We start from the raw sequence: 13,887 nt of genomic DNA on the forward strand, positions 1-13,887 counted from the left end.
TGTGAAGGTCGACCGCGTACAGCCCGGGTTCAGCCTGATTCAGGGGAATCAGCTCTGCGGAATGGATTCCAATTGTTGCAGCAGCAAGGCCGCCTGAGTTCGCGTGCGCACATTGAGCTTGCGAAAGATCGCCGTGACGTGGGCCTTGATCGTTGCTTCCGACACGCTCAGCTCGTAGGCGATCTGCTTGTTCAGCAGCCCCTCGCAGACCATCGTCAACACGCGAAACTGCTGGGGCGTCAGGCTGGCAAGGCCTTCGCTGGCGGCCTTGGCCTCCGGTGACACGCTGATGCTTTCGTTGACCTGCGGGGGCCACCAGACATCGCCATCCAGCACCGTTCGCACGGCCTTCTGGATGGTTTCGAGGGAACTGGATTTCGGGATGAAACCGCTGGCGCCGAATTCCCGGGACTTGACCACCACCGCAGCCTCTTCCTGGGCAGAGACCATCACCACCGGCACCTGCGGGTACTGACCGCGCAACAGCACCAGGCCCGAAAAGCCATAGGCGCCGGGCATGTTCAGGTCCAGCAGGACCAGATCCCAATCGGACTTTTCGGTCAGTCGCGCTTCGAGATCGGCGATGCTCTCGGCCTCGACCAGCCTTGCATCCGGCCCGAGCCCCAGGCTTAGCGCCTGATGCAAGGCGCTGCGAAACAGGGGATGGTCGTCGGCAATCAGGATTTCGTATGGCATTTCATGATCCTTTAAGTGACTCAGCGCCGACGAATTCAACACCTAATGAGGCAGCCCGCGACATCTTGACACAGGGACCGTGCGTGAGCGGCGCCAAGGATGCCCAGCGAAGTCGGGGTGGTCAAGCCTGACGCTTTACGGCAAAGTCTGCGCCCCCGACCTGACGAGTGCCATCATGCCAAACCATGCCCTGCGAGCGGACTTGCTCATGCTCCTGACCGCATTGATCTGGGGCACCGGCTTTGTTGCTCAGACCGCCGGGATGGATCATATCGGTCCGTACCTGTTCTCGGGGCTGCGTTTTGCGCTGGGCTCCCTCTGCCTGATCCCGCTGATTCTGCGCAACGCCAAGACGGTCCGAGTGCCGGAACCTTTGCTCAATCGTGGCATGTTACGCGCCGGCATCATCATGGGCCTGGCGCTGGCACTGGGCATCAACCTGCAACAGGTTGGCCTGCTGTTTACCAGCGTGACCAACTCCGGTTTCATCACCGGTCTGTACGTGATTGTCGTTCCGCTGCTGGGCTTGCTGCTCGGTCATAAAACCGGGCTGGGCACATGGCTGGGCTGCCTGTTGGCCGTGGTCGGCATGTGCCTGCTCAGTATTGGCGATAACTTTCACGTCGCCTCAGGTGATTGGCTGCAGTTGATCGGCGCGTTCGTGTGGGGCGGGCATGTGGTGTTGGTCAGCTTGTTCGCCAGTCGCCACGACCCGATCCGTCTGGCCTTCTTACAGTTCGCCACGTGTTCGGTGGTGAGCCTGTTGCTGGCAGTCCTTTTCGAACCAATCGCCCTCGACGCGATCATCGCTGCGGCCCCCTCTCTGCTCTACGGCGGCATCGTCGCGGTCGGCGTCGGCTACACGCTGCAAGTGGTCGCGCAGAAACACGCCATTGCTTCCCACGCGGCCATCATACTTTCGCTGGAGGCCGTGTTCGCCGCCATCGCCGGCGCCTGGATTCTCGGCGAGGCGTTGCAACTGCGCGGCTATATCGGCTGCGGATTGATGCTGGCCGGGATGCTGCTGGCGCAGTTGTGGCCGAAGAAAACCCTCGCCTGAGATCTGCTGCTATGCGAGCCGTCTTGATGCGGCTCGCTGGCGCCAGCCTTACTGATGACTACTCAAGATAGCCCTTGAGCTCTTGGTGAGCATCGCTTAGCAAGTCGAGGGGCAACTGATTTTTGGCACCTAGATAGTGCTGACTGAACACATCGAAGTAGCAGCTTAGAGCCGAAGCTGCTTCAGTGTCGCCGGCCAGATCGAAACACAGTGCGGCCACTTCAGCGGTACAGAGATGTTCGCTGCGCGTGGAACGTCTGAGCTTGTACCGTGAAAGCTTTTCGGGGATCAGGCTCAAAATGGGGATGGAGTCAAAATAAGCGCTTTTACGGAAGATTTTCCTCGCTTCAGTCCATGTAGCGTCAAGCAGCACGAACAGCGGTCTCTTATTCGGATTAATCGTCACGGTATTGGTGACGCGCTCGGCCGCTACATATTCCCCCGGAAACACCAGATACGGTTGCCACTGCGGATCGTTGAGCAATGCAATCAGCTTCTCATCGACTTCGGTGCGTGACCACACAAACGCATGGTTATCCTTGATCACGTCTGCGATCAGCCAACCCGTATTGCTGGGTTTGAAGACCTCTTTTGTCGTCATGATCAGGCACACCCCTGATTTTGCCTCGACCTTGGGACGCCACCTGCACAGGCAGTGACTTTCGATCACTCGACAGTACGGGCACCTGGGCGCACGTGATCCGCGAGCAAGGTAAGGCTTGGTACTCTCCTCCTCCCGCTCATCTCTCAGACAGGCGACAGAGTTTCTGTGAAAAAGAGTCGGGGTCATCGAAGGGTAAGAAGGCAGTGACACGAGGGTATCCGGCAGGTCGAAAAGTCGCGGCATTCTATCAGACCCGCCCGACGCGCCGTGTTCTCTGGTGTCCGCCAAGGCTCCTCCCCTATACTGCCCGGCCTTGAGAGCTCACTCCCCCAGTGAACGCCTCGGGATGTCGCCGGTCCAACGGCCAGCCTCTGCATCACCCGTCCACGCACCAGGAGAATTCAATGCTGCGCCTCATCGCCCCCACTCTCACGCTTTTGCTCGTCGCTCCACTGTGCGCCAACGCGGCGTCCAAACAGGATTACGAACTGAGCCAGATGCTTGATAAAGTCGCGAAGGAAAGCAGTGTCGGTACGCCACGCGCCATCAACGAAGACATCCTCGACGAAGGCTACACCGTTGAAGGGAAGATGCTGATCAACCACCTGAGCGTGCAGTCTGGCCAGGCGGCTCAGATGCGCGAAAACCCGGACGACGTCCGCGGTCAGCTGGGCGGTAGCGTGTGCCGCAATGCCGGTTATCGTCAGCTGATGGCCAAGGGCGCGATCCTGCGTTACCAGTTCACCGAATACAAAACCAACAAGCTCATCACGACGCAGGAAATCAAAGCGGCGGATTGCGCTGCCAAGCCCCCTGCCCACAAGAAGTGATGTAACGCGCTTTATGGGCTGCGCGTTTCGAAATCCTTTCAACGCGCAGTCTTGCTCTCCCCTCCCCGGTACTTCCACTATTCAAATCCCCGCCACTCAGCACTTTTCGCGCGCTGCCTGATCGCTGATCCTGGTGCCTGCTTTTCGTTTCGCCGTGCCCCTGATGCCTCATCACATTTTGCATGCAAGAAAGGGTTGCCTGCGGCGCCGGTTGCCATCAATGTTTTCTCTTTTCAACCACGGATTAGCCCAGAATCGGGCGCCGCGCAGGTCTGACGCCTCCCTTTCCTTCGGATGCGCTGCGCACGCCGACGCATGACGCGTCGCGATCCCGCCACCTGGCGGCGGTCAATGATTCTGCAGAAGGAGAAAGCGTGAATGCCGTACGTACCCAGTGACGCGTTGTCTCAGCACTTTCAGAGCAACGGAATCGACCTCACCCCCAAAGTCGAAGAACTCCTCGGTTCGGTCGCCCCGGACAGCCCCAACCTTCCGCTCTACCGCGACATGATTCTGACCGTCCTGCGCATGGCCCAGGACGACCTGAATCGCTGGAATGCCAAAATCACCCTGCAAGCGTTGCGCGAGCTTGAGAATGCCTTCCGGGTGCTCGAACGATTCAAAGGCCGGCGCAAGGTCACCGTGTTCGGTTCCGCCCGTACCCCTTTGGAACATCCTGTTTATGCGCTGGCCCGTGAACTGGGCAAGCAACTGGCAGCCTCCGACCTGATGGTCATCACCGGCGCCGGTGGCGGGATCATGGCCGCGGCCCACGAAGGCGCCGGCCTGGATCACAGCCTGGGCTTCAACATCACCCTGCCGTTCGAGCAGCACGCCAATGCGACCGTGGATGGCACCGGGAATCTGCTGCCGTTCCACTTCTTCTTCACACGTAAGCTGTTTTTCGTCAAAGAGGCCATGCGCTGGTGCTCTGCCCGGGCGGGTTTGGCACCCTTGATGAAGCACTGGAAGTGCTGACGCTGATCCAGACCGGCAAAAGCCCGCTGGTTCCCATCGTGCTGCTGGATGCTCCGGGCGGCACGTTCTGGGAAGGCGCTCTCGGTTTCATCAAAAATGAGCTGGAGGCGAACAAATACATTCTGCCCACGGACATGAACCTGATGAAGCTGGTGTACAGCGCCGATGAGGCCGTCGCCGAGATCAACCGCTTCTACAGCAACTTCCACTCCAGCCGCTGGCTGAAGAATACCTTTGTCATCCGCATGCATCACGCCTTGAGCGAACAGGCGCTGGAAGCCCTGCAGGACAGGTTTGCCGATCTGCGGTTAAGTGGGGACTTCCAGCAATACGGCCATCAGGACGAATATGACGAAGCGCAGTTCAGCCATCTCACGCGTCTGGCGTTCGCGTTCAACGGCCGCAATCATGGCCGCTTGCGCGAACTGGTGGACTGCATAAATCTGGAGGAGAACTGGTCGACACCTTTACCTTCTCAGCAGACCCAGCCTGTGAAATCGATGTGAGGGTGAATGCTTGAGGGCGCGTCTGCGCGCCTTCAGGCAGATCAAGCGTCAGTCGTCGTTGCCCTTGCCACTCAGCAAACGACCAATCAGCTCGGGCGGGTATCCGCGATAACTCAGAAAACGCATCTGCTGCCCACGTTCGCGGGCATCTCTGGGCAACTGGCCGCTGAACTTGCGCTGCCACAGCGCTTCCAGCTTCTCCCACCAGTCGACGCCGCACTCGCGCAGCGCCTGCTCAATGTCCGGACGCGGCAAACCGCGCTGCCCCAGCTCTTCGCGAATGCGCAAAGGGCCGTGGCCAGAACGGGCACGGTAGGAAACGAAGCTTTCGAGGTATCGGGATTCGGACAGCAGCCCCTCTTCCGTCAAACGGTCGAGCGCTGCGTCAATCAATTCGGGGGGAGCGCCGCGCTGACGCAGTTTGCGCGTCAGCTCGACACGACCATGCTCGCGTCGTGCGAGCAGGTCCATTGCAGTACGCCTTACAGCGACGGGCGTATCAAGCACAGCCGGCATGGCGGGGATCAGATGTCCGCGTCAGCTTCGACTTCAGCCACATCGTCTGCCGCTACGCGGGACGATTGGGCTTTCACATCTGGCGCTGCGGTCAGCAGTTTCTCGCGAATCTGCCGTTCGAGGGTGGTGCCGATTTCCGGGTTGTCCGCCAGGAACTTCGCGGAGTTGGCTTTACCCTGACCGATCTTGCTGCCCTGGTAGCTGTACCAGGCGCCGGATTTCTCCAACAGACCGTGCAGCACGCCGAGGTCGATGATCTCGCCGTTACGGTAGATGCCCTTACCGTAGAGAATCTGGAACTCAGCCTGACGGAACGGCGGGGCCACCTTGTTCTTCACGACTTTGACACGGGTTTCGCTACCGACGACTTCGTCGCCTTCTTTAACCGCGCCTGTACGGCGGATGTCCAGACGAACAGACGCATAGAACTTCAATGCGTTACCACCGGTGGTGGTTTCCGGGCTGCCGAACATCACGCCGATCTTCATACGGATCTGGTTAATGAAGATAACCAGGCAGTTGGCAGTCTTGATGTTACCGGTGATCTTGCGCAGCGCCTGGGACATCAATCGGGCTTGCAGGCCGACGTGCATGTCGCCCATTTCGCCTTCGATTTCAGCTTTTGGTACCAGAGCGGCCACGGAGTCGACGACGATGACGTCGATCGCGTTCGAGCGCACCAGCATGTCGGTGATTTCGAGGGCCTGTTCGCCGGTATCTGGCTGGGAAACCAGCAGGTCATCGACGTTGACGCCCAGCTTGCCGGCGTACTCTGGATCGAGCGCGTGCTCGGCGTCGACGAATGCGCAGGTGGCGCCCATTTTCTGGGCTTCTGCGATGACGGACAGAGTGAGGGTGGTTTTACCCGAAGATTCCGGGCCGTAGATTTCAACGATCCGGCCTTTTGGCAGGCCACCGATACCGAGTGCGATATCGAGACCCAGCGAGCCGGTGGAGATAGCAGGAATAGCCTGGCGGTCATGGTCACCCATGCGCATTACGGCACCTTTGCCGAACTGACGCTCGATCTGACCCAAGGCCGCAGCCAAGGCTTTCTTCTTGTTGTCGTCCATTGAATCCTCTCGTAATAGGTTAGGCCTTGACGGCCGATATAACTGTATAAGTAGCCAGTATTATTCCACAGGGTCTGACGCGCGCCTACCCCTGATTTGGTATTTCTCCGCGAGAGAGGCGTACAAGCCCCTCTAGCGCGGCGCTCACCGTTTGTCGGCGGACCGCATCACGGTCACCTGCAAATAGAAAGCGCTCGGCGATCAATCGTTCCGCCACGCCCCAGCAGACCCACACCGTACCGACAGGTTTCTCCGCGGAGCCCCCGTCCGGCCCGGCCACCCCACTGACCGCGACCGAAAACTGCGCACCGCTGTTGGCCTGCGCGCCCCTGGCCATGGCTTCGACCACTTCGCGGCTGACGGCGCCGACCTGGGCGAACAACGCTTCCGGCACCGCCAGTTGTCGGGTCTTCTGCCGGTTGGAGTAGGTGACATACCCGGCCTCGAACCAGGCCGAACTTCCGGGGATACGGGTGATGGCTTCAGCGATGCCGCCTCCGGTGCAGGATTCGGCCGTGCTGACCTGCGCGCCCGCTGCCAACAGTTGCTGACCCAGGGTTGCTGCCAGATGGGTGATATCGTCCAAAGGGGTTCTCCGTATCGGTTGAGGCAAAGCAGACACGCTACACCAGCAGGATGGATGTGCAATACAGGACGCGACCTGAATCCGGATCACGCCTGCAAGACACTTATTTGCGCTCCGGTTTTTCGGGGCAGGGTTTCTTGACGGTTTCCACGATGGTCTCCCGTGGACGTCGTCTGGCCTCCTCCAGAGGGATGAAACGGCCGTTGGTTGAATCTCGTCCTCGCTTGCGTTGCATAGGGCAATCCTTGTCGATGATGCCGCCTCCAGTCGGGCGGTGCTCGACATCCTAGCCAGCTCGAAGCGCTTCGTGTCGGTTCGGAAACGCGCCGTGACGAATCAGCCGGACCTGCGGCCCGAGAGCGTGCGTGGTAACCTTGCCGCCATCGCAAAAGCAATCGGATATGACGTCGGGCCACGTAGGTGGAATCCCTTTCGTCGCCCGAAACTTGCCTCAACCTCCTACAGAATTTGCCTAAATAACTGATGAATAAAGCAATTTCCGACCTGTCCTCGCACACCCCCATGATGCAGCAATACTGGCGGCTGAAAAATCAGCACCCCGACCAGCTGATGTTCTATCGCATGGGTGACTTCTACGAGATCTTCTACGAAGACGCCAAGAAGGCGGCCAAGCTGCTCGACATCACGTTGACCGCGCGCGGCCAGTCAGCGGGGCAAAGCATTCCCATGTGCGGCATCCCCTATCACGCGGCGGAGGGCTATCTGGCCAAGCTGGTGAAACTGGGCGAGTCGGTGGTCATCTGCGAACAGATCGGCGATCCGGCGACCAGCAAAGGACCGGTTGATCGTCAGGTGGTGCGCATCATCACGCCGGGGACCGTCAGCGACGAAGCCTTGCTGGACGAGCGTCGGGACAACCTGATCGCCGCCGTGCTGGGTGACGAACGCCTGTTCGGGCTCGCCGTGCTGGACATCACCAGCGGCAATTTCACCGTGCTGGAAATCAAGGGCTGGGAAAACCTGCTGGCCGAACTTGAGCGTATCAACCCGGTGGAGCTGCTGATTCCCGATGACTGGCCCCAAGGGCTGCCAGCGGAAAAACGCCGTGGTGCCCGTCGTCGTGCGCCGTGGGATTTCGAGCGCGATTCGGCGCACAAAAGCCTGTGCCAGCAGTTCTCCACCCAAGATCTGAAAGGCTTCGGCTGCGAGAACCTGACCCTGGCGATCGGCGCGGCCGGCTGCCTGCTGGGTTACGCCAAGGAAACCCAGCGCACGGCCTTGCCGCACCTGCGCAGCCTGCGCCATGAGCGTCTCGACGACACGGTGATTCTGGACGGCGCCAGCCGCCGCAATCTGGAACTCGACACCAACCTGGCGGGCGGGCGCGACAACACGCTGCAGTCGGTGATGGATCGCTGCCAGACCGCCATGGCCACGCGCCTGCTGACCCGCTGGCTGAACCGCCCACTGCGCGATCTAAATATCCTGCAGGCCCGCCAAGAGTCGATTGGCTGCTTCCTTGAGCGCTACCGCTTCGAGAACCTGCAGCCGCAGCTGAAAGAGATTGGCGACATCGAGCGCATTCTCGCGCGTATCGGCCTGCGCAACGCCCGCCCGCGAGACCTGGCGCGGCTGCGTGATGCCCTAAGCGCACTGCCCGAGTTGCAGCTGGCACTGGCCGAGCTTGAAGCGCCGCACATCCAGCAACTGGCGAAAACCGCGAGCACTTACCCGGAGCTGGCCGACCTGCTGCAACGCGCGATCATTGACAACCCGCCTGCGGTGATTCGCGACGGCGGCGTACTGAAAACCGGTTACGACGCCGAGCTCGACGAGTTGCTGTCCCTGAGCGAGAACGCTGGTCAGTTCCTCATCGATCTGGAAACCCGGGAGAAGGCGCGCACCGGGCTGGCTAACCTCAAGGTCGGCTACAACCGCGTGCACGGCTACTTCATCGAACTGCCAAGCAAGCAGGCGGAGCAGGCGCCGGCCGATTACATCCGCCGCCAGACGCTTAAAGGCGCCGAGCGCTTTATCACCCCGGAGCTCAAGGAATTCGAAGACAAGGCGTTATCGGCCAAGAGCCGCGCGCTGGCTCGGGAAAAGATGCTCTATGAGACGCTGCTGGAAGACTTGATCGGTCACTTGGCGCCGCTGCAGGACACCGCCGCCGCGCTGGCGGAGCTGGATGTGCTGAGTAACCTGGCCGAGCGCGCGCTGAACCTGGACCTCAACCGTCCGCGCTTCACCGACGAGCCGTGCATGCGCATCGAGCAAGGTCGTCACCCGGTGGTGGAGCAGGTCTTGTCGTCGCCGTTCGTGGCCAACGACCTGGACCTCCATGACAACACACGCATGCTGGTGATCACCGGCCCTAACATGGGCGGTAAATCCACCTACATGCGGCAGACCGCTTTGATCGTGCTGCTGGCCCATATCGGCAGCTTCGTGCCGGCGGCGAGCTGCGAGCTTTCGCTGGTCGACCGTATCTTCACGCGTATCGGTTCAAGCGATGACCTGGCCGGCGGACGCTCCACCTTCATGGTGGAGATGAGCGAGACGGCGAACATCCTGCACAACGCCACCGACAAAAGCCTGGTGCTGATGGATGAAGTCGGACGCGGCACCAGCACCTTCGACGGGCTTTCCCTGGCGTGGGCTGCGGCGGAATGCCTCGCCCAGCTGCGTGCGTACACGCTGTTCGCCACGCATTACTTCGAGCTGACCGTTTTGCCGGAGAGCGAGCCGCTGGTGGCTAACGTGCATCTGAATGCCACCGAGCACAACGAGCGCATTGTGTTCCTGCACCGCGTGCTGCCGGGCCCGGCGAGTCAAAGTTATGGTCTTGCCGTGGCGCAACTGGCGGGTGTGCCGGGGCGCGTCATCACGCGGGCCAAGGAGCATCTGTTGCGGCTGGAGACCACCAGCCTGCCCCACGAACAGCCCAAGGCCAAGCCGGGCAAACCTCCGCTGCCGATGCAGAGCGATATGTTCGCAAGTTTGCCGCACCCTGTTCTGGACGAGTTGTCGAACCTGAAGATCGACGACCTGACGCCGCGACAGGCGCTTGAGTTGTTGTATTCGATGAAGACACGCATCTAACGTCATTCGTAACAAGCTGTTAGAATCCCGCGCGGTTCGGGACGCTGTGAGCTTTTAGCCTGGCTTTACAGCGCACCTGGCCGCGTTTGAACGCAGCGAACCAAGGTCGGACATCGCCGCGCAGGACACCTTACCTGCCGCGTTGCTCGATAAGCTGAGTTTTACGGCCGGGGGACGTCCCGTACCTGGCAAGCCGGACTGAACGGCCTTGCTGCCGCCGCCTGAGGAGAGAATTAGAAATGACCTTCGTCGTCACCGACAACTGCATCAAGTGCAAGTACACCGACTGCGTAGAAGTCTGTCCGGTGGACTGCTTTTACGAAGGCCCGAACTTCCTGGTGATTCACCCGGACGAGTGCATCGACTGCGCCCTGTGCGAGCCTGAATGCCCGGCGAACGCGATCTTCTCGGAAGACGAGATTCCGGCCGGTATGGAGAATTTCATTCAGCTGAACGCAGAGCTGGCTGACGTCTGGCCCAACATCACGGAACGCAAAGACGCGCTGCCGGATGCGGCGCAGTGGGATGGCAAGACCGGCAAGATAGCCGATCTGGAGCGCTAAGCGCTTGCTGATAAAAAGGGCCCTTCGGGGCCTTTTTGCGTTGGGCCTCCACACGGCCTCACTTTTCAGCAGGCGAAAAAAAGGGGCGGTTTGACCCGCCCACATTTTTTCCATAATCCCTTCAATCCTTTTTCATCATCCTGATGAATCGCATCCTGCGATGTCCTTGAGCAGTCGTCCTTGACCGCCTGTACCAATCCGTCGGTACAGGACTGATCTTAGTGATTTAAACCGTCAGGGCAAGGCCCGAGAGTTTTCAGGAAAATTCAGACACTGGCTGACACTCTCTTAAAATTATCAATTGAATCAGAGAGATAGCGACTGACTTGCAACTGACGGAGACATGATCCGCCAAAGAAGAGACGATAACTCACATTACGCGTAAGAAACGGCTTACAGCCTGAGTAAGCATCACTTACCTGATTGTGAAAACGAACGTCGGCCCATCAAATCGCTGTCATGGGAACTCCATCAAAACCACCTTCAACCGACATAAAAAAAGCCCCGACTCGTCGGGGCTTTCGTGTTGCTCGATGTAACTTACGCCAACTCTCTACGCTTATTGAAAGAGTGACTCGCTGGACAAGCCGTTCTTCTCGAGAATCTCGCGAAGGCGCTTCAACCCTTCCACTTGAATCTGGCGTACACGCTCGCGGGTCAGTCCGATTTCCAGTCCGACGTCTTCCAGCGTGCTGCTTTCATGCCCGCGCAGCCCGAAACGACGAACAACGACTTCACGCTGTTTGTCGGTCAACTCGGACAGCCATTGATCGATGCTCTGGGAGAGATCATCGTCCTGAAGCAACTCGCACGGGTCGGTAGGACGATCGTCCGTGAGCGTGTCGAGCAGCGTCTTGTCAGAGTCTGGGCCCAGCGACACATCCACCGAAGACACGCGCTCGTTGAGGCCCAGCATGCGCTTGACCTCACCGACCGGTTTCTCCAGCAGGTTGGCGATTTCTTCGGGAGAGGGTTCGTGGTCCAGCTTCTGCGTCAGCTCCCGCGCGGCGCGCAGGTAGACGTTGAGCTCTTTGACCACATGAATCGGCAGGCGGATCGTGCGCGTCTGGTTCATGATCGCGCGCTCGATGGTCTGACGAATCCACCAGGTGGCGTAGGTAGAGAACCGGAATCCGCGCTCCGGATCGAATTTTTCGACCGCTCGAATGAGGCCCAAATTGCCCTCCTCGATCAGGTCCAGCAATGACAGACCACGATTGACGTAGCGTCTGGCGATTTTCACGACCAGCCGCAGATTGCTCTCAATCATGCGTTTGCGCCCAGCCGGATCGCCGCTTTGCGACAGTCGCGCAAAGTGGACTTCTTCTTCCGGGGAGAGCAGGGGGGAAAAACCGATTTCATTGAGATACAGCTGCGTAGCATCCAGTGCCCGCGTGTAGTCAATGTACTTATGCTGTTTGAGCGCTGCAGAGTTTTTCGGTTTTGCACGAACAGAAGGTGTAGCTGGCTTCTCATCCGTTGCAGAATCCAGGACGATTACGGGCTCCATCAGGAGGACCTCGTCGTCTATGTCAAACTCCGGCACTTCTTTGCTGAGAGCCATTGTTATAGTCCTTTGGTGAGTTCGACCTCAAGCTCCAGTGACGCCTTCTTCCATGGCAGCACTTGAGCCTGTCCCCTCTACGCAGGAACAGGCTGACAACCGATCAGCGACGTGGCAAGAATTCCAGTGGATCTACTGGTTTACCCTGGCGGCGAATCTCGAAATGCAGTTTCACCCGGTCAGTCCCCGTTGAGCCCATCTCGGCAATACTTTGCCCTGCCTTGACCTGTTGTCCCTCCCGAACCAAGAGCCGACGGTTATGTCCGTATGCACTGACGTAGGTATCGCTGTGTTTGATGATGACCAACTCGCCGTAGCCCCTTAATCCACTCCCGGCGTATACCACGGTCCCATCAGACGCGGCCAAAACAGGCTGTCCCAAATCACCAGCGATATCAATTCCTTTATTCAAACTACCGTTTGAAGAGAACTTGCTGATCAAAACGCCGCTTGTTGGCCATGTCCAGCCGCTCGGAGAGCGGGCGCCGGTGACCACGGTTGTGTTGACCGGCGTGGTCGTCGAGTTGCTGGTCGGCGGTGGCGTCGTGGCGGCGACAGCGCCTACGGGCCTTGAAATCACGGTGGTTTTCAGCGACCCGGAAGGCGATGTCGAACTGCTCGTGGTGGTCTGCGGAACGCTGGCCGAGCCAGAAGCCACGGCCGTGGACGGCGAGCTGGCGCGCCCGTCGAAACGGATCGTCTGACCCACATGAATGGTGAATGGCTCTGGGATATTGTTGCGTGCGGCCAGCGCTTTCCAGTCCCAGCCGTAACGGAATGCAATGGAAAACAGCGTGTCGCCGCGCTTCACGACGTACTGACCTGTGGTGACCGGCTGACGTGTCGGCACCGTCGACTTGCCGTTTCGGTCGACAACCCGCACGCCGCCCGATGGCGTGCTGGAGCAGCCGACCAGAAGGATACTCAGGGCAACTCCAATCACCAGACGCTGAAAACTTGTTGAAGCACTACGCTGCCGAATGACTGTGAGACTCACCCGCCACTCCCTTTACCGGTGACTGAAGAAGAAACTGCCCTGCGTCGTGAAAAGACCAGGCAGCCATGAAAAACTTGGTGTGAGACGGCGCTGCGGCAGTTGGCCGAAGCATCGTTGCAAAACGCCAGCCTGTAGACCGGCTGCGTCTTGTGGAATTCATTGCCTTCGCAAAATAGCGATTAAGCCAATGGTCCGTTGAGCAACGGGACGAAACGAACGGCGCCCAGCACATGGCGAGAGAAACCGTTTTCCTCACGAATGATCAGCATCAGTTGCTGCACCTCACCCGACCCCACCGGAATCACCAGACGACCGCCGGGTGCCAGTTGGTCCAGCAAGGCCTGAGGCACGTCGGTAGCAACCGCGGTGACAATGATCCCGTTGTAAGGCGCGAGCGCCGGCCAGCCTTCCCAGCCATCGCCCCAACGAAACACCATGTTGCGCAGGTTCAGCTCGACGAGGCGTTCCTTGGCGCGATCCTGCAGCACCTTGATCCGCTCAACGGAGAACACACGCTCCACCAGTTGCGCCAGCACGGCGGTCTGGTAACCCGAGCCGGTGCCGATCTCCAGCACTTTATCCAGCGGGCCCGCCGCCAACAGCAGCTCGCTCATGCGCGCCACCATGTAAGGCTGGGAGATCGTCTGGTTGTTGCCGATCGGCAGCGCGGTGTCTTCGTACGCGCGGTGCGCGAGGGCCTCGTCGACAAACAGGTGTCGAGGGGTCTTGCGAATGACGTCCAGCACCTGGGTGTTGGCGATGCCTTCTTCGCACAACCGTTGAATCAGACGCTCGCGGGTACGCTGGGAAGTCATTCCCACGCCACGTCGTAACAGATCATCTTGCTCACG

Annotated in this window: 12 protein-coding genes and 1 pseudogene; 5 read left to right on the forward strand and 8 right to left on the reverse strand. The window is 59.6% G+C overall.

Annotated features, from left to right (window positions below; all coding sequences use genetic code 11):
* Positions 1–48 precede the first annotated feature (48 nt).
* Positions 49–696 (reverse strand): response regulator transcription factor ErdR, encoded by a 648-nt coding sequence (gene erdR, locus AC07VF_RS08810; RefSeq protein WP_065989781.1) that lies wholly within the window; start codon positions 694–696, stop codon positions 49–51.
* A gap of 175 nt (positions 697–871) precedes the next feature.
* Between erdR and AC07VF_RS08815 the strand changes: the two genes are divergently transcribed.
* The gene (locus tag AC07VF_RS08815; RefSeq protein WP_346625523.1) at positions 872–1,756 is read left to right on the forward strand and encodes a DMT family transporter; all 885 of its coding nucleotides are present in this window, start codon (positions 872–874) and stop codon (positions 1,754–1,756) included.
* Between the two features lie 58 nt (positions 1,757–1,814).
* Here the strand turns inward: AC07VF_RS08815 and AC07VF_RS08820 are convergent, their stop codons facing one another.
* Positions 1,815–2,546, reverse strand: a complete 732-nt coding sequence (locus AC07VF_RS08820; RefSeq protein ID WP_346625679.1) for a tRNA-uridine aminocarboxypropyltransferase — start codon at positions 2,544–2,546, stop codon at positions 1,815–1,817.
* 218 nt (positions 2,547–2,764) lie between these two features.
* Here AC07VF_RS08820 and AC07VF_RS08825 point away from each other — a divergent pair, with 218 nt between their 5' ends.
* Both AC07VF_RS08825 and AC07VF_RS08830 read left to right on the forward strand, forming a co-directional pair.
* Positions 2,765–3,190, forward strand: a complete 426-nt coding sequence (locus AC07VF_RS08825; protein WP_065989783.1) for a quorum-sensing-regulated virulence factor family protein — start codon at positions 2,765–2,767, stop codon at positions 3,188–3,190.
* 378 nt (positions 3,191–3,568) lie between these two features.
* Positions 3,569–4,674: pseudogene (locus AC07VF_RS08830) on the forward strand (LOG family protein).
* Positions 4,675–4,722: 48 nt separating this feature from the next.
* Here the strand turns inward: AC07VF_RS08830 and recX are convergent.
* The 3 genes from recX to AC07VF_RS08845 all read right to left on the reverse strand — a co-directional run bounded on the left by recX (position 4,723) and on the right by AC07VF_RS08845 (position 6,849).
* Complete coding sequence (gene recX / locus AC07VF_RS08835) at positions 4,723–5,190, reverse strand: recombination regulator RecX (protein WP_122537389.1); 468 nt, start codon at positions 5,188–5,190, stop codon at positions 4,723–4,725.
* An 8-nt stretch (positions 5,191–5,198) separates the two neighbouring features.
* Entirely contained in the window at positions 5,199–6,263 is a 1,065-nt protein-coding gene (gene recA / locus AC07VF_RS08840) for a recombinase RecA (protein ID WP_065989790.1), read from the reverse strand.
* An 85-nt stretch (positions 6,264–6,348) separates the two neighbouring features.
* Positions 6,349–6,849, reverse strand: a complete 501-nt coding sequence (locus AC07VF_RS08845) for a CinA family protein (protein WP_423571820.1) — start codon at positions 6,847–6,849, stop codon at positions 6,349–6,351.
* A 495-nt stretch (positions 6,850–7,344) separates the two neighbouring features.
* Between AC07VF_RS08845 and mutS the strand changes: the two genes are divergently transcribed.
* Together mutS and fdxA are read left to right on the forward strand one after the other, a co-directional pair.
* Positions 7,345–9,912 (forward strand): DNA mismatch repair protein MutS, encoded by a 2,568-nt coding sequence (mutS, locus tag AC07VF_RS08850; RefSeq protein WP_495007957.1) that lies wholly within the window; start codon positions 7,345–7,347, stop codon positions 9,910–9,912.
* Between the two features lie 239 nt (positions 9,913–10,151).
* On the forward strand, positions 10,152–10,475 hold the full coding sequence (gene fdxA, locus AC07VF_RS08855) for a ferredoxin FdxA (protein ID WP_065989796.1): 324 nt from the start codon (positions 10,152–10,154) through the stop codon (positions 10,473–10,475).
* A gap of 559 nt (positions 10,476–11,034) precedes the next feature.
* Here fdxA and rpoS read toward each other — a convergent pair.
* The 3 genes from rpoS to AC07VF_RS08870 form a co-directional block, all read right to left on the reverse strand.
* On the reverse strand, positions 11,035–12,039 hold the full coding sequence (gene rpoS / locus AC07VF_RS08860) for an RNA polymerase sigma factor RpoS (protein WP_065989798.1): 1,005 nt from the start codon (positions 12,037–12,039) through the stop codon (positions 11,035–11,037).
* A gap of 103 nt (positions 12,040–12,142) precedes the next feature.
* Positions 12,143–13,036: a peptidoglycan DD-metalloendopeptidase family protein gene (locus tag AC07VF_RS08865; RefSeq protein WP_427684089.1), complete on the reverse strand. Its 894-nt coding sequence runs from the start codon at positions 13,034–13,036 to the stop codon at positions 12,143–12,145.
* A 179-nt stretch (positions 13,037–13,215) separates the two neighbouring features.
* The gene (locus AC07VF_RS08870; protein ID WP_172610991.1) at positions 13,216–13,851 is read right to left on the reverse strand and encodes a protein-L-isoaspartate(D-aspartate) O-methyltransferase; all 636 of its coding nucleotides are present in this window, start codon (positions 13,849–13,851) and stop codon (positions 13,216–13,218) included.
* Positions 13,852–13,887: the final 36 nt, after the last annotated feature.

The organism is Pseudomonas sp. GW821-FHT02H06 (genome assembly GCF_059421525.1).